This window comes from Pseudonocardia sp. Ae717_Ps2 (genome assembly GCF_001932475.1).
GTDB lineage: Bacteria > Actinomycetota > Actinomycetes > Mycobacteriales > Pseudonocardiaceae > Pseudonocardia.
On sequence record NZ_MCIS01000001.1, the window covers coordinates 4,417,070 to 4,437,834 of the forward strand.

19 protein-coding genes are annotated in these 20,765 nt (G+C 73.7%); 6 read left to right on the forward strand and 13 right to left on the reverse strand.

Translation table 11 applies throughout. From position 1 onward, the window contains the following. Window positions 1-24: 24 nt before the first annotated feature. From Ae717Ps2_RS20320 to Ae717Ps2_RS20330, 3 genes are all read right to left on the reverse strand, one after another. Window positions 25-1,587 carry a serine/threonine-protein kinase gene (locus Ae717Ps2_RS20320; protein ID WP_075310766.1) on the reverse strand — a complete coding sequence of 521 codons (1,563 nt, stop codon included), beginning with the start codon at window positions 1,585-1,587 and terminating at the stop codon, window positions 25-27. A gap of 139 nt (window positions 1,588-1,726) precedes the next feature. Beyond that, entirely contained in the window at window positions 1,727-3,184 is a 1,458-nt protein-coding gene (locus tag Ae717Ps2_RS20325; protein WP_075333772.1) for a transglycosylase family protein, read from the reverse strand. Between the two features lie 159 nt (window positions 3,185-3,343). Beyond that, entirely contained in the window at window positions 3,344-3,970 is a 627-nt protein-coding gene (locus Ae717Ps2_RS20330) for a DsbA family protein (RefSeq protein ID WP_043281316.1), read from the reverse strand. A gap of 99 nt (window positions 3,971-4,069) precedes the next feature. On the opposite strand from Ae717Ps2_RS20330, the gene pepN reads away from it, so the two are divergent. Beyond that, complete coding sequence (gene pepN / locus Ae717Ps2_RS20335) at window positions 4,070-6,676, forward strand: aminopeptidase N (RefSeq protein ID WP_075333773.1); 2,607 nt, start codon at window positions 4,070-4,072, stop codon at window positions 6,674-6,676. Window positions 6,677-6,739: 63 nt separating this feature from the next. On the opposite strand, the gene Ae717Ps2_RS20340 is transcribed toward pepN, so the two are convergent. From Ae717Ps2_RS20340 to Ae717Ps2_RS20370, 7 genes are all read right to left on the reverse strand, one after another. Further along, window positions 6,740-7,063 (reverse strand): hypothetical protein, encoded by a 324-nt coding sequence (locus Ae717Ps2_RS20340; RefSeq protein WP_075310761.1) that lies wholly within the window; start codon window positions 7,061-7,063, stop codon window positions 6,740-6,742. 167 nt (window positions 7,064-7,230) lie between these two features. After that, on the reverse strand, window positions 7,231-8,793 hold the full coding sequence (locus Ae717Ps2_RS20345; RefSeq protein ID WP_075310760.1) for a sensor histidine kinase KdpD: 1,563 nt from the start codon (window positions 8,791-8,793) through the stop codon (window positions 7,231-7,233). 101 nt (window positions 8,794-8,894) lie between these two features. Beyond that, the gene (locus tag Ae717Ps2_RS20350) at window positions 8,895-9,566 is read right to left on the reverse strand and encodes a response regulator transcription factor (RefSeq protein WP_075333774.1); all 672 of its coding nucleotides are present in this window, start codon (window positions 9,564-9,566) and stop codon (window positions 8,895-8,897) included. Between the two features lie 81 nt (window positions 9,567-9,647). Then, a complete protein-coding gene (locus tag Ae717Ps2_RS20355; protein WP_020626928.1) occupies window positions 9,648-10,127 on the reverse strand; it encodes a DUF5130 family protein in 480 nt (159 codons plus the stop codon). Continuing rightward, window positions 10,114-10,368: a hypothetical protein gene (locus tag Ae717Ps2_RS20360; protein ID WP_020626927.1), complete on the reverse strand. Its 255-nt coding sequence runs from the start codon at window positions 10,366-10,368 to the stop codon at window positions 10,114-10,116. Before Ae717Ps2_RS20360 ends, Ae717Ps2_RS20355 begins: the two co-directional genes overlap by 14 nt. Window positions 10,369-10,379: 11 nt before the next feature. After that, window positions 10,380-11,810 (reverse strand): DUF2252 domain-containing protein, encoded by a 1,431-nt coding sequence (locus tag Ae717Ps2_RS20365; protein WP_020626926.1) that lies wholly within the window; start codon window positions 11,808-11,810, stop codon window positions 10,380-10,382. Further along, entirely contained in the window at window positions 11,807-12,382 is a 576-nt protein-coding gene (locus Ae717Ps2_RS20370; RefSeq protein WP_075310755.1) for a TetR/AcrR family transcriptional regulator, read from the reverse strand. The genes Ae717Ps2_RS20365 and Ae717Ps2_RS20370 overlap by 4 nt, the downstream gene beginning before the upstream one ends. Window positions 12,383-12,478: 96 nt before the next feature. On the opposite strand from Ae717Ps2_RS20370, the gene Ae717Ps2_RS20375 reads away from it, so the two are divergent. Further along, on the forward strand, window positions 12,479-13,408 hold the full coding sequence (locus tag Ae717Ps2_RS20375) for an NmrA family NAD(P)-binding protein (protein ID WP_075310753.1): 930 nt from the start codon (window positions 12,479-12,481) through the stop codon (window positions 13,406-13,408). Here the strand turns inward: Ae717Ps2_RS20375 and Ae717Ps2_RS20380 are convergent. Continuing rightward, complete coding sequence (locus tag Ae717Ps2_RS20380) at window positions 13,378-14,727, reverse strand: UDP-glucose/GDP-mannose dehydrogenase family protein (RefSeq protein WP_198932219.1); 1,350 nt, start codon at window positions 14,725-14,727, stop codon at window positions 13,378-13,380. The genes Ae717Ps2_RS20375 and Ae717Ps2_RS20380 overlap by 31 nt on opposite strands. A gap of 115 nt (window positions 14,728-14,842) precedes the next feature. Between Ae717Ps2_RS20380 and Ae717Ps2_RS20385 the strand changes: the two genes are divergently transcribed. Further along, on the forward strand, window positions 14,843-15,517 hold the full coding sequence (locus Ae717Ps2_RS20385) for a GPP34 family phosphoprotein (RefSeq protein WP_075310751.1): 675 nt from the start codon (window positions 14,843-14,845) through the stop codon (window positions 15,515-15,517). Between the two features lie 4 nt (window positions 15,518-15,521). Here Ae717Ps2_RS20385 and Ae717Ps2_RS20390 read toward each other — a convergent pair whose 3' ends face one another. Together Ae717Ps2_RS20390 and rfbB are read right to left on the reverse strand one after the other, a co-directional pair. Further along, window positions 15,522-16,121, reverse strand: a complete 600-nt coding sequence (locus Ae717Ps2_RS20390; protein ID WP_075312916.1) for a dTDP-4-dehydrorhamnose 3,5-epimerase family protein — start codon at window positions 16,119-16,121, stop codon at window positions 15,522-15,524. Next, entirely contained in the window at window positions 16,118-17,080 is a 963-nt protein-coding gene (gene rfbB, locus Ae717Ps2_RS20395) for a dTDP-glucose 4,6-dehydratase (protein WP_075310749.1), read from the reverse strand. The genes Ae717Ps2_RS20390 and rfbB overlap by 4 nt, the downstream gene beginning before the upstream one ends. A gap of 73 nt (window positions 17,081-17,153) precedes the next feature. Here rfbB and rfbD point away from each other — a divergent pair, with 73 nt between their 5' ends. The 3 genes from rfbD (at window position 17,154) to Ae717Ps2_RS20410 (ending at window position 20,745) form a co-directional block, all read left to right on the forward strand. Then, window positions 17,154-17,999: a dTDP-4-dehydrorhamnose reductase gene (gene rfbD, locus Ae717Ps2_RS20400; protein WP_075333775.1), complete on the forward strand. Its 846-nt coding sequence runs from the start codon at window positions 17,154-17,156 to the stop codon at window positions 17,997-17,999. Then, window positions 17,996-18,883 (forward strand): glucose-1-phosphate thymidylyltransferase RfbA, encoded by an 888-nt coding sequence (gene rfbA / locus Ae717Ps2_RS20405; RefSeq protein WP_075310745.1) that lies wholly within the window; start codon window positions 17,996-17,998, stop codon window positions 18,881-18,883. The genes rfbD and rfbA overlap by 4 nt, the downstream gene beginning before the upstream one ends. A gap of 356 nt (window positions 18,884-19,239) precedes the next feature. Then, the gene (locus Ae717Ps2_RS20410; RefSeq protein ID WP_158071525.1) at window positions 19,240-20,745 is read left to right on the forward strand and encodes a sugar transferase; all 1,506 of its coding nucleotides are present in this window, start codon (window positions 19,240-19,242) and stop codon (window positions 20,743-20,745) included. Window positions 20,746-20,765 lie beyond the last annotated feature (20 nt).

A 20,765-nucleotide genomic window follows, 5' to 3' on the forward strand; every position in this document is an offset into this window, starting at 1 on the left:
GGCGCCCCGGCCCGGCCGAGCGGGTCAGGCCGTGCTGAACGACTGCAGGATCTCCTGGCCCTCGCTGTTGGTGCCGACGACGAACCGGTAGTTCTCCCGGGTCGTCGTGCCGTCGTTGCGCATGAACACGACGGTCGCGGTGACCGTGTTCGGGCCGGCGTTGCGCAGGTTCTCGGCGTAGACGTTGCGCACGGTGCTGTAGAAGGACCGGAAGCCCTGGATGCCCTGGCTCTGGGCCTGTGCCTGCGGGCTGAGCATCGCGAACGCGCCGTCGATGTCGTCGGGCAGCATCCGGTAGTAGTTCTGCACGAACGAGACCGGGTCCTGCACCTGCCCGGTGCCGGTGGTCGGCGTGGGCGTCGGCGTCGCGGAGGTGGTCGGCGCGGGCGTGGTCGTCGGGGTCGCGCTCGGCGACGGCGACCCGCTCGTCGGCGGGGCGGCGATCACCGGCGGGGTGCCCTGCTGCTGGTTGGTCGAGTAGATGCCGAACGCGACACCGCCGCCGACGACGAGCAGCACGGCCAGCGCACCCAGCACGACCGGGGTGCGACGGCCCCGCCCGTCCCGGGAACGGGGGGCACCCTTCCGGCGGGCACCGCGCCCCCCGGGACCGGGGATGACCTGCGGCGCGGGGACGGCCGGGGCGTCGACGACCGTCCCGCCGCCCTGCGCGGCGAGCCCGTGCGGCGCGGCCACGGCGTCACCGGTGTCCATCACCGCGGACGCCGTCGACGGCGTCGCGAGACCGGCGACGGACTGGCCCGCGGCGATCCGGGCGAGCGCGTCGCGGGCCTGGGCGGCGCTGGGCCGCTCGGCGGGGTCGTTGGCGAGCAGGCGCATCAGCAGCGCGGTCAGCGGGCCCGCCTCCCGCGGCGGGGTGATCGCGCCGGTGGCGACCTTGTGGAGCAGGGCGTAGGCGTTGTCGTCGAGGCCGAACGGCGGCTCGCCCTCGACCGAGGCGTAGAGCATCGCGCCGAGCGCGAAGATGTCCGAGGCGGCCGTCGGCTCCTGGCCGCGGGCGACCTCGGGGGCGAGGAACGCCGGCGTGCCGGCGATGACGCCGGTGCGGGTGAGCTGCACGTCGTCGACGGCGCGGGACACACCGAAGTCGGTGATCTTGGCCCGGCCGTCCTCGGCGATCAGGACGTTGCCCGGCTTGATGTCACGGTGCACGACACCGGCGGTGTGCGCGGCGGCCAGCCCGTCGGCGACCTGACGGCCGATCGCGGCGGCCTCCCGCGGCGGGATCGGGCCCTTCTCGGCGAGGACCGCGGCCAGCGAGCGCGACGGCAGGTACTCCATGACCAGCCACGGACGGTCGTCGTGGACGACGACGTCGAACATACTGATCACGTGCGCGTGCTGCAGGCGGGCACCGATCCGGCCCTCACGCAGGATCCGCTGGCGGGACTCCTCCAGCTGCTCGTCGGACGGCAGCGCCGCCGCGAGCAGCTCCTTGACCGCCACCGTCCGGTTCAGCAGCTCGTCCGTCCCCCGCCACACGGCACCCATCGCACCGGCACCGATCCGCTCGTCGAGCCGGTAGCGGTTCCCGATCCGGGGCGTGTCGGGGGTGGGCGAACTCATGAGGTCCAAGGGTAGGGAATCGAGGCCGGGCCGCCGGCGGCAGGGCAGGTGCTGCGGACGACCGGGAGAGGGACCACGGACCCTACGCGTCCACCGGTCCCGCAGCCAGTAACCGTACGCCACACCACAGGACGCCCGATCACCTCGGAAGGCCCAGTTTGTTGGCACACGCCGGCCACGATCCGTAACCACCGCGGGCGTCGCGGACCTTGGTCGCGATCTCGATCTGCTGCTCCTTGGTCGCACCGTCGGCGGTGGGGGCGTACTTCGTGCCGCCGAAGTCGCTCCAGGTGCCCTTGTCGAACTGGAGACCACCGTGGTAGCCGTTCCCGGTCGAGATGGCCCAGTCGCCGGAGGACTCGCACTGCGCCAACCGGTCCCAGGTGCCGTCGGCCGCCTTCGCCGACGACGACGGCGTCGGTTCCTTCTTCTCCTCCCGCTCCGGGGCCGGGGCCCGGGGTGCCGGGGCTCGGGGTGCCGGGGTCCCGCTGTCGCCTCCACCGCCCTCGGCCCCGCTGTCCTCGGTCCCGCTGTCCTCGGTCCCGCTGTCCTCGGTCCCGCTGTCCTTCGCTCCGCTGGCCTCATTCCCGCCGGAGCCGTCGCCGCCGGACTTCTCGCCGCCGGACTTGTCGTCGCCGCCGGTCTTGTCGCCGCCGGGCTTGTCTCCACTGGGCTTGTCTCCACCGGAGTCGTCGCGACCGGACCCGGAGCCGTCGGTTCCGGACCCGCCCTCGGACGAGCCATCGTCGTCGCGGGAGCGGCCGGAGTCTCCGGAGCCGCCGAAGTCGCGGTCCTCCGGCTCGGAGCCCGAGGCCGGGCCGTCACCGGCGCTACCGCCGGATCGCTGGCCGGAACCGCCGGGGTCCGCCACACCGCCGTCCGAACCGGAGCCGCCCGGGCCAGATCCGTTCGAGCCGGAGCCGCGCGAGGCAGAGTCGTCCGAGCCGGAGCGGCCCGAGCGGGAACCACTCGGATCAGGCCCGTCGGAGCCGCCGCCGTCCGGGCCGTCGCCGGAGCCGCTGTCGGAGCCGCTGTCCGAGCCGCCCCCGGAGCCGGCGCGGTCCGGATCCGCACCGGACCCCGCCTCCGCCACCGCGGCGCGCACCCGCTCCCCCACCGCCCGCGCGATGGCGTCGGCGTCGGGGGCGCCGTACCCGGCGGCGACGTCGTCGACCACCAGCACCCAGTCGGCGCTCCCGCCCGTGCCCTGCGGCACCGGGAACCGGGCGATCCCCGAGCTCGACAGCTGGGCCAGCTCCAGGGTCGTCCCGGTCGCGGGCTGCACCCACCACGGGCGCGCGGTGTCGCCGGAGAGCAGGTCGAGGTCGAGGACGACGTCGCTGCCCGCCGGGGTGTGGCCGAGCACGTAGGAGCCGTCCTCGGCCCCGGCGATGTCGACCCGGCTGTCCACCGCCGCCGCCCGCACGGTGAACGCGCCGTCGGAATACGGGCTCAGCGACGTGCGGGGCACCGCGTCGGCGAGTGCCCCACGCTCCAGCACCGCACCGACGGCGATCTGCCCGCCCGCGAGCGTCCCGGCGACCAGCGCCACCGCCCCGAGCACCGACGTCGTCCGCCGCGAGAACCAGGTGTCCACGGCCGAGCACTGTGCGCCCCCGCGGGGCCCGCCACGGCCGAACGGGCCATCCCGTTCGCGATCGCGAGCAGCCGTCGTCGGAGATCACCGGCGGTGAGCGGATCGGTGCCGGATCCGGCACCGGTCCCCTCGGCCGCGGCGATCACCCGCCGGAGCCGGTCAGTAGTCGAAGGACGGGTCCTCGGTGCGGGTGCGCTTGAGCTCGAAGAAGTGCGGGTTCTCGGCCAGCAGCCGGGCGCCGTCGAACAGGCGGCCGGCGTCCTCCCCCTTCGGGACCCGGGAGATGACCGGCCCGAAGAACGCCACGCCGTCGACGTGGATCGTCGGGGTGCCGACGTCGAGACCCACCGGGTCCATGCCCTCGTGGTGGCTGGCGCGCAGCTTCTCGTCCCACTCGGTGGAGTGCGCGGCCTCGGCCAGCGACTCCGGCAGGCCGACCTCCTTGAGCGCGCCGGCGACGACGTCGTCGAAGTCCTTGTTCTGCTGGTTGTGGATCCGCTCACCGAGGGCGGTGTAGAGCGGCGCGAGCACCTCGGTGCCGTGCTGCTCGGCGGCGGCGATGCACACCCGCACCGGGCCCCACGCCTTCTTCATCATCTCCACGTACTGCTCGGGCAGGTCACGGCCCTCGTTCAGCACGGCCAGGCTCATCACGTGCCAGGTGACGTCGACGTCACGGACCTTCTCCACCTCCAGCACCCAGCGGGAGGTCAGCCACGCCCAGGGACACAGCGGGTCGAACCAGATGTCGATGCGGGCCTTGCCGTCAGCAGCAGCAGTCGTCATGTACGGCACAACGCACGCCACGCGCCCCCGATTCCTCGGACCGCGCCGCGCCCACCGTGATTGGATGCCGGACGACACCACTCCCCGGAGAGGACCTACGTGACCCCGCCCAACCTCACCCGTACCCAGGCCGAGGAGCGCGCCGCGCTGCTCGACGTGTCGACCTACGACGTCACGATCGACCTGACCGACGGCGCCGGAGCCCCCTCCGAGCGGACGTTCGCGGTGACCACGACGGTGCGCTTCACCGCCACCGAGCCCGGCGGGAGCACCTGGATCGAGTGGGTCGGCGACGGCATCACCTCGGCCACCCTGAACGGCGCCGACCTCGACGTCTCGGGCTGGACCGAGGAGGACGGCCTCGCGCTGCCCGATCTGGCCGCCGACAACGAGCTGACGATCGTCGCGACCGGCCTCTACACCAACACCGGCGAGGGCCTGCACCGCTTCGTCGACCCGGTCGACCAGGCCGTCTACCTGTACTCGCAGTTCGAGACGGCCGACTGCAAGCGGCTGTTCCCCTGCTTCGAGCAGCCCGACCTCAAGGCCCGCTACACCCTCACCGTGACCGCGCCGGAGGACTGGAAGGTCATCTCCAACGCGCCGGCGACCGTCGAGGGCGGGGTCCACCGCTTCGAACGGACCGAGATCCTCTCCACCTACCTGGTGGCGCTGATCGCGGGTCCGTACGCGAGCTGGCACGACACCTACCGCGACGAGCACGCCGAGATCCCGCTGGGCATCTACTGCCGTGCCTCGCTGGCCCCGCACATGGACCACGAGCGGATCTTCACCGAGACCCGCCAGGGCTTCGACTTCTACCACCGCAACTTCCGCGTGACCTACCCGTTCGGCAAGTACGACCAGCTGTTCGTCCCCGAGTTCAACGCGGGCGCGATGGAGAACGCCGGTGCGATCACGTTCCTGGAGGACTACGTCTTCCGGTCGCGGGTGACCCGCACGCTCTACGAGCGCCGCGCCGAGACGATCCTGCACGAGATGGCGCACATGTGGTTCGGCGACCTCGTGACCATGCGCTGGTGGGACGACCTGTGGCTCAACGAGTCCTTCGCGACCTGGGCGAGCGTGCTGTGCCAGGCCGAGGCGACCGAGTACACCGGCGCCTGGACGACGTTCGCGAACCTCGAGAAGTCGTGGGCCTACCGGCAGGACCAGCTGCCTTCGACGCACCCGATCGCCGCGGACATCCCGGACCTGCAGGCCGTCGAGGTGAACTTCGACGGCATCACCTACGCCAAGGGCGCGTCGGTCCTCAAGCAGCTCGTCGCCTACGTCGGGCTGGAACCGTTCCTCGCCGGGCTGCGCGACTACTTCGCCGCCCACGCCTGGGGCAACGCCACCTTCGACGACCTGCTGGGCTCGCTGGAGAAGGCGTCGGGTCGGGACCTGTCGGACTGGGGCGCGCAGTGGCTGCGCACCACTGGCCTGAACCTGCTGCGCCCGTCGTTCCAGATCGACGACGCCGGCAGGTTCACCTCCTTCGACGTCGTGCAGGGCGGGGCCCGGCCGGGCGCCGGCGAGCTGCGCACGCACCGGATCGCCGTCGGCGTCTACGACGACGACCCGGAGACCGGCAAGCTCGTCCGCACCCACCGCGTCGAGCTCGACGTCTCCGGCGAGCGCACGCCCGTCCCGGACCTGGTCGGGGTGCCCCGCGGCAAGCTCGTCCTGGTCAACGACGACGACCTCACCTACTGCGCGCTGCGCCTGGACCCGGGCTCGCTCGCGACCCTGGTGGACCGCATCGGCGACATCGCCGACTCGCTGCCGCGCACGCTGTGCTGGTCCTCCGCGTGGGAGATGACCCGCGAGGCCGAGCTGAAGGCCCGCGACTTCGTCACCCTGGTCGCCGGCGGGTTCGACACCGAGTCCGAGATCGGCGTCGTGCAGCGGCTCCTGCTGCAGGCCCAGACCGCGACGGCGTCGTACTGCACCCCGGAGTGGGCGCACGGCCGCGGCTGGCCGCTGCTGACCGACGCGCTGCGGTTCCGCCTGGACACCGCCCCGCCCGGGTCCGACGTCCAGCTGGCGGTGGTCAACGCGCTGACCGCGTCGGTGCTGCCGGAGAACACCCTGGACCGGATGAAGGGCTGGCTGCTCGACATCGACGTGCCGAAGGGCCTGACCGTCGACGCCGACCTGCGCTGGCGGCTGCTGCACGCACTCGTCGCGCACGGGAAGGCCGGCGAGACCGAGATCGCCGAGGAGGCCGAGCGCGACGCCACCTCCACCGGGGCGCGGCAGGCCGAGCGGGCCCGCGCGCTGATCCCGACCGCGGAGGCCAAGGAGCGGGCGTGGCAGCGCGCCGTGCACGACGACTCCCTCCCGAACGCGATCAACGAGTCGGCGATCTCCGGGTTCTCCCACCCCGCGCTGTCCACGGTGAACCCCGGCCTGCTCGACGGCTACGTGCGGCGCTACTTCGACGAGATCGACGGCGTGTGGGCCCGCCGGACCTCGGAGCTCGCGCAGAACGTCGTCGTCGGGCTGTTCCCGTCCTGGGCGGTCGCGGAGCCGACCGTCGCGGCGGCGGACGCCTGGCTCGCCGACGAGTCGAAGCCGGCGGCGCTGCGCCGGCTCGTGTCCGAGGGGCGCGCCGGGATCGTGCGCGCGCTGGCCGCCCGCGAGTTCGACGGTCAGGCCACTCCGGACCCGGAGCGGACCACCGCGGTCCAGCAGCCCTGACCCACACGAACGGCGCCCCGGAAGCACGTGCTTCCGGGGCGCCGTTCGTGTGTCGGGGTGTGGTCAGCGGCGGCGCAGCCACCGCCTCAGGGGGTTGGCCGGCGCCGGTTCGTCGGCGGAGCGGAAGCCCGCGCAGACACGCGGCCCGCAGCTGCCGCAGTCGGTGCCCGGGCGGTAGTGCTCGTGCACCTCCTCCGGGTGGCCACAGGTGCACAGTCCCACCTGCGGTACGGCGGGCGCCGGCGGACCTGCCGGGGTCCGGGGCTCGGACGGGGTGCGCGGCCGGGGCAGCGCCGGGACGGGCTGCAGGCCCGTCGGCGGTGTCAGGACCGCGGCCGTGGGGGCGGCGGGGGTCCCGCGGTCGGTGCCGTCGTTCTCGTGCGCCATGTGACCTCCTTCGTGCCGGCGAACGGCAGCGCGGACGACCATTGCGTCATCGCACCGTGCCGCTGCGTCACCAGTATGAGATCGCGTGGGGCGCGTGGGAATGGCTCGGAGCGACGAATAGACCTTCCGTGGACGGATCGGCAGCTCACGGACACGGCATCACCCGATCAGCGGGCCACCGGAAGTGTGAGTACGGCGAGACAGCCGCGGGGTGCGTGCACCGTACGGAGCACCAGGTTGCCGCCGTGCTCCTGAGCCAGCTGGGCGCTGATGTGCAGCCCGAGCCCGGAGCCGCCGGCGGCCTCGTCGTGCCGCCCGCGGACGATCTCGAGCTGCTCCTGCCCGCCGGGCAGGCCGGGGCCGTGGTCGCGGACCTCGACGGCCACCAGCCCCGGCTCGTCGGCGAGCCGGGCCCGCACCACCACCGGGGTCCGGGGCGCGTGCCGGTCGCAGTTGGCCAGCAGGTTCGTCACGACCTGGCGGGTCAGCGACTCGGGCGCCGCGACCGGGGGCAGGTCGTCCTGGGTGTCGAGGGTGATGGAGCGGCCGTCGCGCAGGTCCACCAGGGTGCGCAGGGCCGCCCCGACGTCGTGCTCGCCGCCGGTGTCCGCCCCCGGCGGGGAGGCGACCGGGGCGTACGCCGGGCCGAAGTCGAGCAGGGCGGCGTCGCTCCGGCCGGTCGTCGGGTCGGCCGCGGCGTCGTCGACGGCGACCGGGGTCTGCAGCATCTGGCGCAGCCGGTTCAGCTCGGCGAGCACCGCCTCCCGCATCCGGTCGACCTGGGGGTCCTCGCCGCCGGGGCGGGTGGTCAGCAGCTGCGCCGCTCCGGCCAGACCTGCCAGCCCGTTGCGCAGCTCGTGGTCGCGCTCGGCGGTCTGGCCGGTGGCCCGTTCGAGCAGCGCCGAGGCCTCGCCGAGGGTGTCCTGGAGCTGGTCGTAGTCGTCCTGCATCCGGGTCACCGTGCGCAGCGCCATGGTCAGCAGCGCGGCGAGCACGACGCCCATCCCGAGCACCCGCAGCGACGGGTAGACCAGGCCGGCCATCGGCTCCTGGCCGGGCACGATCGCCCGGTACAGCTGCGACACCGCGATGATCAGCAGGCCGAGCCCCATGCGGGCCCGGACCCGGCTCGGGCGCCGGTAGCCGTCGAGCAGGAACAGCACCGCGACCAGGGCCCAGCCGCTCTGCACCACGACCGAGTACAGCGGCGAGGTCGCCAGCATCCGGGTGAACGGACTCTCCGTCTGCAACGCGACGACCCCGCCGACGACGAGACCGACCGCGGCCAGCGCCCAGCCACCCCAGGCCCCGAGGACCGGCGGCGGCCGGAGCCCGGCGACCAGGATGCACAGGCTGATCACGAACATGGTCAGCACGGCCAGCCGCGGGGTGCCCGCCGGGTACTGGGGCAGGACCAGCGCGGACAGCGGAAGGAGCACCACGCCGTAGAGCAGGAGGGCGGCCCCGAACCACGACGGACGGGGGTCACCGGACAGCCGGCCCGTCACCAGCGCGACGATCGCCGCCGCTGACCCGACCGCGGCAGCGACGAGGGTGAGCACCGCCGTCGCGTCGGAGAGGTCGACCCGGCCGTCGACGACCGCGGGGCGGCTCACGGCCACCACGACGACGGTCATCACCGCGACGACCAGCACGTCGGTCAGGTGACCTGCCAGGAACCGGGCCCGCCGCTGCGGCCCCAGGACCTCGCCGACGACACCGGACGCCACGTCGTCTCCGCTCTGCAGATGTCGCCGGACTGGTTGAGAACGCGATGATAGGACTCGTCATTCTCGGTGGCCCCCGGCGGCGGCGCCGAGGGCCGAACGGGTCAGATTCCGGCGGCCTTGCGGTACAACGCGACGGCCTCCAGCTGGGAGCCGACCTCCAGCTTGGTCAGCACCGCGCGGATCTGTGTCCGGACCGTCGCCAGCGAGACGACGAAGTGGTCGGCCACCGACTGCGCCCGCTTGCCCCCCGCCAGCAGGGCGAGGACCTCGCGCTCGCGCTGGGTGAGCCTGCCCAGCTTCTCGTGCAGGTCGCGGCGCTCGTGCTCCCGGTCGCGGTGCAGCCGGATGAACTGCTCGCGGCGGCCCGGCGGCATGATCGAGCGCCCGGCGTGGGCCTCGCGGATGGCGCTGAGCAGCGCCGGGAACGGCGCGTTCTTCGGCACGAACACGAACCCGCCCGCGGCCAGGGCGGCGCCGACCCGGCCGGCGTCGGAGCTGCCCGACAGCACCACCACCCGCCAGCCCGCCTCGCACAGGGGGCCGACGAGCCGGACCCCGTCGATGCGGTTGCCCTCCGGATCACGCCCCAGGTCGAGGTCGAGCACGATCAGCCCGGGCGTGACCCGCCGGGTGTGCTCGAGCACGGCCGCCGCGGAGCGGACCGGGAGGAACGTCGCGTCCTCACCCTCGGCGCGCAGGTTGAGGGCGAGGGCGGACCCCACCAGCTCGTGGTCGTCGACGATCAGGATCGGGCTGCCGGTGGGCCCGGTCACCGCTCGGTCCTCCCACTACGCGACATGCTGACACCTTAGAGCCGTGACACCGATCGTGGTGGCCCACGGGTGCCCTCCGGTTCAGGGGCGGCTTCCGGCCTGGTCCGCCAGCATCCTCAGCCCGGACAGGATCCCACCGAACAGATCGCCCTCCTTGAAGGAGGCGACCATGCTCATGAGAGCGAGCTTGGCGCCGCGGTCGGGGAGGCGGACCTTCGCCTCGGCACCGGTGACGATCTCCAGCAGGCGCTGCTCAGGGCTCACGGCGACGAGCACCGCGTCGTCGTGGTGGTCGATGCGCCCGTGCAGGTCGACCGCGGTCGCCCGCGCGTCCGAGCCCAGATCGCCCAGGTACAGCGCGAACCGCAGACCGGTCTCGCGGCTGGCCAGGTAGAGGGCCTCGTCCAGGCGGGTCAGCTGCACCGGGGTGAACGGGTGCGCGGCAGCGGACGGCTCGACGAAGTTCTCGGCCACCGAGAGGCGGCCGGAGTTCGTGACGACCGCCCCTTCGGGCAGATCCTCCTCGTTGCCGGTGAAGACGGCGAGGTCACCACTTGCCACCGGTACCTCCTCGGGTGTCGCCGCCCTCGGACGGGGCGGTGTCGCCGTGTCCGGCGTGCGCGGCGTGGTGCCCCGCGCCGGACGGCTCGGCGATCCAGAACAGCGGCTCGTACGGCCAGGGGTCACCCGCGTGGTAGCGGGGGCGGTTGCTCCGGTTCCGCATCGCGATCCAGCCCCAGATCGCGAAGTAGAGGACAGCCGGCGCGACCACGAAGACCAGCAGGGTTTCGACGACGGTCACGGGGCCAGAACCTAGCCGATGGCCGTGCCCGGCACCTGCTCAGGTGTCCGATCCGACAGCCGCCCGGACCGCACCGCGCGGACCAGTGCGTCATGATCGGCTTCGGTCTGGTCGGCGTAGGCCCTGGCGAAGGTCGTCAGCGCCCCGGCCACCTTGCCGCCCTTGCCCAGGTAGCCGGCGATCATCGACGCTCCCGAGGTGCGGGCGTGCCCCTTGGCGAGCAGCTTGCCGCAGACGTCGGCGTAGTCGGCCAGGGCGGTGGCGTCGAGGGTGTCGGGGACGATCGCGCCCTTCATGTCGCGGAACTGGCGGACGTAGTACTGGCGGCCGTTGATCGTCGTCCAGCCCAGGAGCGGGTCGGAGACGGTCTGCAGGGCCTGCTGGTACTCCACGACCCGCTGCCCCTGGTGGGCGTGCCACGCCTCGCCGCCGTGCACCCACGGCGCGACGACGGACCGGCGCGCCTGCTTGAGCTGCAGGAACAGCACGTCGTCGGGGCTGGAGCCCTCGCAGAGCACGAGGTAGGCGCGCAGCCCGACCGAGCCGACCCCGACGACCTTGTGGGCGACGTCGACGGCGTGGTAGCCGCCGAGGATCCGGCTCCAGTGCGGCGGCAGCGTCGTGAGGTAGCCGTCGAGGGCGGCCAGGATACGCGCGGTGTGCTCGTCGTCGGGGTGGGTGATCAGCGGCGGCTCGGTGACGATCCGCCGCGCCCCGCCCTCCTCGGTCACGAACCGGGGCAGCGCGCGGTCGCTGGTCCGCCGGCGCGCCCGCTCGGCGGCCTTGTCGATGGCCCGGCGCGAGGTCTCGTGGTCGGCGTCCGAGCGCAGCGTGTCGACGTCCATGACGTCGAACGAGCGGGCGAGCAGCGGCTCGTCGGCGAGGTGGCGCAGGTGCTCGGCGTAGGAGGTCACGCAGCGGGTGACGGCCTCGCCGCACTGCTCCTCGGTCGCGCCGGAGACCCGGCCGGCGACCCAGGTGGAGGACACCAGCCGGCGCAGGTCCCACTCCCAGGCACCGGGGTGGGCCTCGTCGAAGTCGTTGAGGTCGAAGACGAGGTCGCGCTCGGGCGAGGCGTAGAAGCCGAAGTTGCCCAGATGGGCGTCGCCGCAGATGACGGGGTGCACGCCGGTCTCGGGCAGCACCGCGAAGTCCGCGGCGTGCAGGGCGGCGGCGCCGCGCAGGAACGCGTGCGGCGAGGCGGTCATCCGCTGGATCCGCAGCGGGACGAGCTCGTGCACGCGCCCCGCGTTCTGCGCCTCGACGACGTCCACCGGGTCGGCCCGACGCACGTCCGCCGACCACGTGGCGAGCCCGGACCGGGGCGCGACCTTCCGCAGGCCCTTCCCGATGCGGTAGCGCTCCGCGCGTGGCGTCGAGGCCCGCTGCAGCGAGTCGAAGGCCGCGCGGTCCGATCCGGCGAGGACGGGGTGGGAGGTCACGCCTGCGTTCTACCGCAGCCGGACGTCCGCAGCCCCTCCACGGTCAACTGCAGCAGCCTCCGTGCGGCAGCCGGGTCCTCTCCCGCGGCCGTGGACACGGCCGCGGTGAGGGCGACGACGTCCTCGGGGCGGGCGTCGGGATGCAGACCACCCGCGGCCGCCGCAGCGGCGACCAGCGGGTGGGCGGCGGCACACACCCGGTCGCTGTGGCACACGGGGGCCTCCGGGGACGGCTCGGCGAGCAGGACCTCGACCATGCCCCGGGCGGACGCCACGTACTGGACGAACTCGTCGAGCCAGACCCACAGCGCGGTGGCGGGCTCGGCGCGGCAGAGCGCCTCGGCCCGGGCGCAGAGCGTGTCGACGCCGTCGGCGAACACCGCCTCGAGCAGCACCCTGCGGGAGGCGAAGTGCCGGTGCATGGTCGCCGACCCGACACCCGCCCGGCGGGCGATCTCCTCCATCGACGCCTGGGCACCGTCCCGCGCGACGACCTCCATCGCGGCTCTGAGCAGGCGTTCCCGGTTGCGGAGGCGGTCGGCCCGTGGGGTGGCCGTGGCGTCGCGCGGCATGGGGTCTCCCGGACTGCTCGACAAAACGGGGTGGTCCTCCATATCGTAGCGGACAGAAAACGGGGGACCACTCCGTTTCAACGGGAGGAGCACGTCATGAACGCACCGGTTCTGGTCACGGGGGCGACCGGCAAGCAGGGCGGGGCGGCGGCCCGGGCACTGCTGGCCACGGGCACGCCGGTCCGGGCGCTGGTCCGTGACCCCGGCACCGCCGCGGCGCGGGCACTGGCCGACGCCGGCGCCGCGCTGGTCACCGGCGACCTCGACGACCCCCCATCGGTGACGGCGGCCGCCCGCGGCTCCCGCGGGGTGTTCTCGGTGCAGATGCCCGACCTGGAGGACCTGCTCGGCGGCCGGGAGCTGCGCCACGCGGAGTCGATCGCGGCCGCCGTGCGGGAGGCCGGCGTCGCGCAGGTGGTGCACACCTCGGTGTCCGGGGTCGCCGAGCTGGGACACCCCGGCGCCGTCGACGCCGCGGTCTGGGGTGAGCACATGGCCCACTACTGGCGGTCCAAGGCCGCCGCGGAGGAGGCGCTCGCCGGGGCCGGGGCCCGGTGGGTCACCCGGCTGCGGCCCAGCGGGTTCATGGAGAACTTCGTGCCGTGGTCGATGTACCTGGCCGGCGGCGACGCGCCGCGGCTGCTGCTGGCGCTGGATCCGGACCTGGTGCACCCGTTCGTCGCGGTGGCCGACATCGGGGCCGCGGCGGCCGCCGCGTTCGCCGACCCGGACCGGTTCGACGGCGTCGCGCTTGACCTGGTCGGCGAGCGCCTGAGCTACCGGCAGGCCGCCGCGGCGCTCACCGAGGCCTGGGACGTGCCGTTCACCCTGACCGAGAGCCCGGAGCAGGCCCGCGCGGAGGGGCTGGTCGAGGCGTTCGTGCAGTCCCACGCCTTCCTCGACGCCCACCCCCGCGCGGCGGGTCCGGAGCGGGCCCGGGAGTTCGGGCTCGACCCGGTCGGCTTCGCGGCGTGGGCACGGAGGGTGGGCAGGCCTCAGACGTTGCGCCTGCCCAGCGCGCGGTAGGTCCAGCCCGCGGACTCCCAGGTCTCCCGGTCCAGGGCGTTGCGGCCGTCGAGCACCCGGCGGGTCTTCACGACCTTGCCGAACGAGCCCGGGTCGAGCTCGCGGTACTGCTTCCACTCGGTCAGCAGCAGGACGACGTCGGCGCCTTCGGCCGCCTCCTCGGGGGTGTCGACGCAGTCCAGCTGCGACCAGTGCCGCCGCACGTTGGGCAGCGCCTGCGGGTCGGTCACCCGGACGTTGGCGCCCTGCAGCTGCAGCTGCGCGGCCACGTTCAGCGCCGGGGAGTCGCGGATGTCGTCGGAGTCGGGCTTGAACGCCGCGCCGAGCACGGCGATCCGCTTGCCGAGCAGCGAGTCGTCGCACACCTGGCGGGCGAGCTCCACCATCCGGATCCGGCGCCGCATGTTGATGTTGTCGACCTCGCGCAGGAAGGTCAGCGCCTGGTCGGCGCCCAGCTCCCCGGCACGGGCCATGAACGCCCGGATGTCCTTGGGCAGGCAGCCGCCACCGAAGCCGAGCCCGGCGTTGAGGAACTTGCGGCCGATCCGGTCGTCGTGGCCGATCGCGTCGGCGAGCTGCTTCACGTCGGCGCCGGTGGCCTCGCACAGCTCGGCCATCGCGTTGATGAAGGAGATCTTGGTGGCGAGGAAGGAGTTCGCGGCGGTCTTGACCATCTCCGCGGTGGCGTAGTCGGTGACGACCTTCGGCGTGGCGTCGGCGACGATCCGCGCGTAGACGGTGTCCAGGACCTTCTCCGCGTCCACGTCGGCGTCCACACCGGACAGCGACGGGACGCCGTAGACGAGCCGGTCCGGGTGCAGGGTGTCCTGCACCGCGAACCCCTCGCGCAGGAACTCCGGGTTCCACGCCAGCGCGGCGCCCGGCACCCGGGCGGCGACCTGCTCGGCGAGCCGGGCCGCCGTGCCCACCGGCACCGTGGACTTCCCGACGACCAGCTCGCCGGGGCCCAGCACCTCGATCAGCGACGCCGTCGCCGCCTCCACGTACGTCAGGTCCGCGGCGTACTCGCCGCGCCGCTGCGGGGTGCCGACGCACACGAAGTGCACCGCCGCGCCCCGGGCGTCGGCCATGTCCGAGGAGAACGACAGCCGCCCCGAGTCCAACGACCGGCGCAGCAGCTCCTCGAAGCCCGGCTCGAAGAACGGGACCCGGCCCGCGGCCAGTGACTCGGCCTTCGCGACGTCGGCCTCGATGCCGACGACCTCGTGGCCCAGCTCCGCCATCGACGCCGCGTGCACGGCACCCAGGTAGCCGCACCCGATCACGGAGAGCTTCAGCCCGGTGGTGGTATCCGACATGGGCGGAGGCTATCTCCCCGTCCGGGGGACGGGTCGCGCACGTCGGGCAGTGGGCGTGAGGGTGACGCTGCGGTGGCGCGACGGTGCCGTCGGCCGGGCGATAGCGTCACCGGGTGTGAGGACGCTGCTGCTGGCCGAGGAACTGCTGCTGCTCGGGCTGGACCGGGCGACCGGCCGGATCAGCGACCGGTTCGACGCCCGGGTGCTGCCGGTGGCGCTGGTGCGCGACCTCGTCGACGCCGGTGCGCTGCACCTCGACGCCGGTCCCGCGGGTGCCGGGGAGCCTGCCAACACCGTGACGCCCTCGGGCGGGGAGCCCGAGCACCCGGCCCTGGCCGCGGCGCTCGCCGCGGTGACCCACGACGGCACCGACTCGGGCTCGCGGACGGTCACCGCGGCCGCGGTGCACCTGGCGCGGACCCCGGCAGGGAGCGCAGGCGGCGCCGTCGGGCAGCTGGTGGCCGACGGGGTCCTCGGCGCACAGGAGTACCGGCGGTTCGGTCTGTTCCGCCGGGTGCACCTGACCGAGCAGGACCCGGAGCCCGCCCGTGCGCTGCGGACCCGGCTCGCGGCGGCGCTGGTGACCGACACCCCGCCCGGCGATCGCGACGGGCTGCTGCTCGTGCTGCTGTCGCACAGCGACCTCGCCGTGGACGTGCTGCCGCCGGAGATCGACGCCGGGACGCGGGAGCAGGCGGCGCGGCGGGCGGCGCTGCTGGCCGAGGGCGCCGCGCGGGACCCGTTCGTCCGGGCCTACTTCGCGGTGCGGTCCGGCTGGGCCGGCAACTGAGCCGCTACCCGCGCAGCTGCGCCAGGCGGGCGCGGCAGTCCTCCCAGGTGGGCAGGGCGCCCGCGGCGAGTGCCTCCTCCAGGGTGGGCGCGGCGCGGTCCTTCTCCGACAGCACCGGCTCGACCCCCTCGAGCCAGGGCAGTGCCAGCGCCGGGTCCAGTGGGCTGATCCCGTGCTCCGCCGCCGGCGCGTACGACGTCGAGCACAGGTACCCGACGACGGTGGTGTCGGCGAGCGCCTGGAAGGCGTGCCCGAGCCCCTCGGACAGGTAGAGCGTCCGCGGGGAGGCGGCGTCGAGCTCGACGGCCTCGAACCGCCCGAACGTCGGCGACCCGACGCGCAGGTCCACCACGACGTCGCGGACGGCACCGGCGGCCACGTAGAGGTACTTGGCCTGGCCGGGCGGCACGTCGGCGTAGTGCACGCCGCGGACGACCCCGCGCGTCGACACCGACTGGTTGGTCTGGGCGACGGTCAGGTCGAACCCGAGCGCGTCGCGGAACGCCGGGCCCTGGAAGGGCGCGGTGAACGAGCCGCGGTGGTCGGCGAACGTGGTCGCCTCGAACAGCCAGGCCCCGTCGATCGACAGCGGTGTGGCCTTCATGCCCACCAGCTCCGGTGGTCGCGGTACCAGGCCACCGTCGCGGCCAGGCCCTCGTCGAAGGGCACCCGGGGGGCGTAGCCGAGCTCGTCGCGGATCTTCGACCAGTCCACCGCGTACCGGCGGTCGTGTCCCTTGCGGTCGGCCACCCGTTCGATGCGGTCCTCCCCCACACCGACGGCCGCGAGCAGCGCGCGGGTCAGGTCCAGGTTGGTCAGCTCGGTCCCGCCGCCGATGTTGTAGACCTCTCCGGCGCGGCCCGCCGTGGCGGCCAGGGCGATGCCGCGACAGTGGTCGGAGACGTGCAGCCAGTCGCGGATGTTGAGGCCGTCGCCGTAGAGCGGCACGGTGCCGCCGTCGAGCAGCCGTGTGGTGAACAGCGGGATCACCTTCTCCGGGAACTGGTACGGCCCGTAGTTGTTCGAGCAGCGGGTGATCACCACGTCGAGGCCGTGCGTGCGGTGGTAGCTGCGTGCCAGCAGGTCGCTGCCCGCCTTCGCGGCGCTGTAGGGCGAGTTCGGCTCCAGCGGGTGGGTCTCGGGCCAGGAGCCCGACTCGATGGAGCCGTACACCTCGTCGGTGGAGACGTGCAGGAACCGGCCGACGCCCGCGTCCAGCGCCGCCTGCAGCAGCACCTGGGTGCCGAGGACGTTGGTCGTCACAAAGTCCGCCGCGCCGGTGATGGAGCGGTCGACGTGGGTCTCGGCGGCGAAGTGCACGAGCAGGTCGGCGCCGCCGTCGAGCACCTCCGCGACGCGGCGCGGGTCACGGATGTCGCCCCGCTCGACCGTGAGCCGCGGGTCGTCGGCGACGGGGGCGAGGTTCTCGATCCGGCCGGCGTAGGTGAACGCGTCGAGCACCCGGACCTCGGCCCCGGCCAGCTCGGGATGCTCCCCGCCCAGCACCTCCCGGACGAAACAGGACCCGATGAACCCGGCCCCCCCGGTCACCACGATGCGCACGTGCCCTCCCCGCTCACTGTCCGCCCCCACCAGCGTGTCAGAGTCGGTCGCGACGATATCCGGAGGTGGGCGAGTGCGCGCGTGTGTGCTGGGGGCGAACGGGCAGCTCGGGCGGGCGCTGGTCGCCACCCGGCCCGATGCGGTGGCACTCGACCGTGCGGCACTGGACATCGGCGACGCCGACGCCGTCGCCGCGCACGACTTCACCGGCGTCGACGTGGTGTTCAACGCGGCCGCCCACACCGCCGTCGACCGCGCCGAGACCGAGCCGGCCGGCGCGTGGCGGGCCAACGCGGCGGGCCCCGCGCACCTCGCCGCGGCGGCCCGGCACCACGGCTTCCTGCTGGTCCACGTCTCCACCGAGTACGTGTTCGACGGCACCGCGCCCGGCCCGGTGCCGGAGGACGCCCCGCTGTCCCCGCTCGGGGTGTACGGCGCGTCGAAGGCCGCCGGGGAGCTTGCGGTGCGGGCGGCACTGCCGGATCGGCACGTGATCGTGCGCACCAGCTGGGTCGTCGGCGACGGCGGCAACTTCGTCGCGACCATGGCGCGGCTGGCCCGCGACGGGGTCCGCCCCGCCGTCGTCGACGACCAGGTGGGGCGGCCGACGTTCGCGCCGGACCTGGCCACGGCGCTGCTCGTGCTGGCCGGGTCCGGGCAGCACGGCACGTTCCACGCGACCGGCGACGGCGAGCCGGTCAGCTGGTACCAGCTGGCCCGGGAGGTGTTCGCCCGCTGCGGCCGCGACCCCGGCGACGTCCGACCGGTGTCGAGCAGCGAGTACGCCGCGGACAAGCCGCACCTGGCCCGCCGCCCGGCGAACTCGGTGCTCGAGCTGTCCCGCGCGACCCGGGCCGGGGTCGCGATGCCCGCCTGGCGCGACGGGCTGGACCAGGTCCTCGCCCGGACCCCACGGTGAAGGGCATCGTGCTGGCCGGCGGCACCGGGAGCCGGCTGTTCCCGCTGACCGCGGCGGTGTCCAAGCAGCTGCTGCCGGTCTACGACAAGCCGATGATCTACCACCCGCTGACCACGCTGATGCTGGCCGGGATCCGGGACATCCTGCTCATCTCCACCCCGCACGACCTTCCCGGCTTCCGGCGTCTGCTCGGCGACGGCAGCCGGCTCGGCCTACGGATCACCTACGCCGCCCAGGAGCACCCCAACGGCCTGGCCGAGGCGTTCGTCATCGGCGCCGACCACGTCCGCGGCGGGCCGTCGGCGCTGGTGCTCGGCGACAACATCTTCCACGGCGCCGGGTTCGGCGACCTGCTGCGCCGCCGCGCCGCCGAGGTCACCTCCGGCGACGCCGGCTGCGTGCTGTTCGGCTACCCCGTCCGCGACCCGCAGCGCTACGGCGTCGGCGAGGCCGCCCCCGACGGCACCCTGCTCTCGATCGAGGAGAAGCCCGAGCACCCCCGCTCGGACCGCGCGATCACCGGCCTCTACTTCTACGACGACAGTGTCGTCGACATCGCCGCGCGCATCACCCCGTCGGCCCGCGGCGAGCTCGAGATCACCGACGTCAACCGCGCCTACCTCGAACAGGGCCGCGCCCGCCTGCAGGACCTCGGACGCGGCTTCGCCTGGCTCGACACCGGCACCCACGAGTCGCTGATGGAGGCCGGTCAGTACGTCCGCGTCCTGGAGAACCGCCAGGGCATCCGGATCGCCTGCGTCGAGGAGGTCGCCCTGCGGATGGGCTTCATCGACGCCGACGCCTGCCACGCCCTGGGGGCACGGCAGGCGGGCTCGGGCTACGGCGAGTACGTCATGGCCGTCGCGGATCAGTTCAGGTCGTAGATCCGTTACTTTCCGTTACCAAATGGCTGCAGCGGTTACGGCGGCGCGACACACTCTCTCATAACACTGTGCGTTCTCCTTGAAAGAGCAAGCAGAGCAAAGGAGTGATGCACGTCCCACGTTCGCCGATGTAACGAACGGAACGAGCGTGACGAGCGTGCAGGTCGTACGGCAAGTTCCCAAGGACACCTCCGAACGGACTAATGCCGTGCCCGCAGCTCGGCCCGTCTCTGCGATTGGTGGTTACTCATCGTGACAACGCCGGCACCACCCTCCGCTACGCTCCGTCGCACGAACACGCGGTCCGCGGTGTGGTTCTCGTTGTCGCAGAGCACCTTCCGAAGGGCCGGCCGGCCATGAGCTCCGGATCGATGCAGACCCGTCGACCCGGGAGCGCCACGCCCCGCACCCACCACCGGCTCGTGGACCGGCGGCCGGTCCGGGCCGCGGGCCCCGCCGGACGGGCCGGGTCCGGGGCGCGGGCCGACTCCTCTGCCGCGCCGGCGCCGGTGCGCAGGCTGTCCGCGCGGGTCAGCCTCGTCCGGTCGGCGCTGGTGCTGACCGACGTGGTGGCCGTCGGGATCGCCGTACTCGTGGTCGCGCCGACCGGCGGCAGCGGAGTCGTCGCCGCGTCCGTGCTGCTGCTGGGGGTGCGCTCGGCGGCCCGCCTGCACCGTTCCCGGCTGCGGCTGTCCTGGTTCGACGACCTGCCCCGTGAGCTGGCCGCCCTCGTCGTGACGATGGGCCTCCTGCTGGCCGGGGCGATGGCCGTGCAGCAGAGGCTGGACACCCGCATCGACGTAGCCGGACCGGTCCGGGTCGTGCTGCTGGCCACCCTGCTCGCCCTGGTCCTGCGCGCCGTGGTGCTGTCCGCCGCCCGACTGCTCCGGGTCCGATGGACCGTCGGCGAGCCCACGCTGATCGTCGGCACCGGGACGCGGGCGGTGGAGCTCGACGAGACCATGCGGGCGCACCCCGAGTACGGCCTGCGCCCGCTCGGTCACGTCCTGTCCGAGGACCTCGACCTCCTGGTGGAGCGCGAGCGGGCGGCGCTGGCGGCCCGGATCCGGGCCGCCACCGAGCAGCACCGGGTGCGCGTCGTCGTGTTCGCCTGTCACACCGTCGACGACGCGGCCGTCCTCGACGCGGCGATCGAGGCCCGTCGCGACGGGCTCGACGTCCTGCTCCTCCCCTGGCTCTCGGAGCTGGTGCACGACCACTCCGGCGTCGAACGGCTGCGCAGCATCCCGCTGCTCCGGCTGCCCGCGGACCCCATGAACCGGCTCTCCTGGCGGCTCAAGCGCCTCGCCGACATCGTGGTGTCCGCATCGGGGCTGGTGCTGACCTCGCCACTGCTGCTTGCGATCACGGTCGCGGTGCTCGTCGAGAGCGGGCGGCCGGTCATCTTCCGCCAGGAACGCATCGGGCTGGGCAACAAGCCCTTCACCGTCCTCAAGTTCCGCAGCATGCGGCCGGTCGACGAGCGCGAGCAGCAGACACAGTGGTCCATCGCGAGCGACTCCCGGGTCGGCCCGGTCGGCAGGTTCATCCGCCGCACCTCGTTCGACGAGCTGCCCCAGCTCTGGAACATCCTGCGCGGCGACATGAGCCTGGTCGGTCCGCGCCCGGAGCGGCCGTCGTTCGTGGAGCGCTTCGCCACCGAGCACGAGCGCTACACCGCCCGCCACCGCGTCCCGGTCGGACTCACCGGGCTCGCCCAGATCTCCGGGCTGCGCGGTGACACCTCGATCGCCGACCGGGTCCGGCACGACAACTACTACATCGCGAACTGGTCGCTGTGGCTCGACGCCCAGATCGTCGTGCGCACCGTGCGGGAGCTGGTCCGACGCGGCCAACACTGAGCGGTGGCCGGGAACCGGCG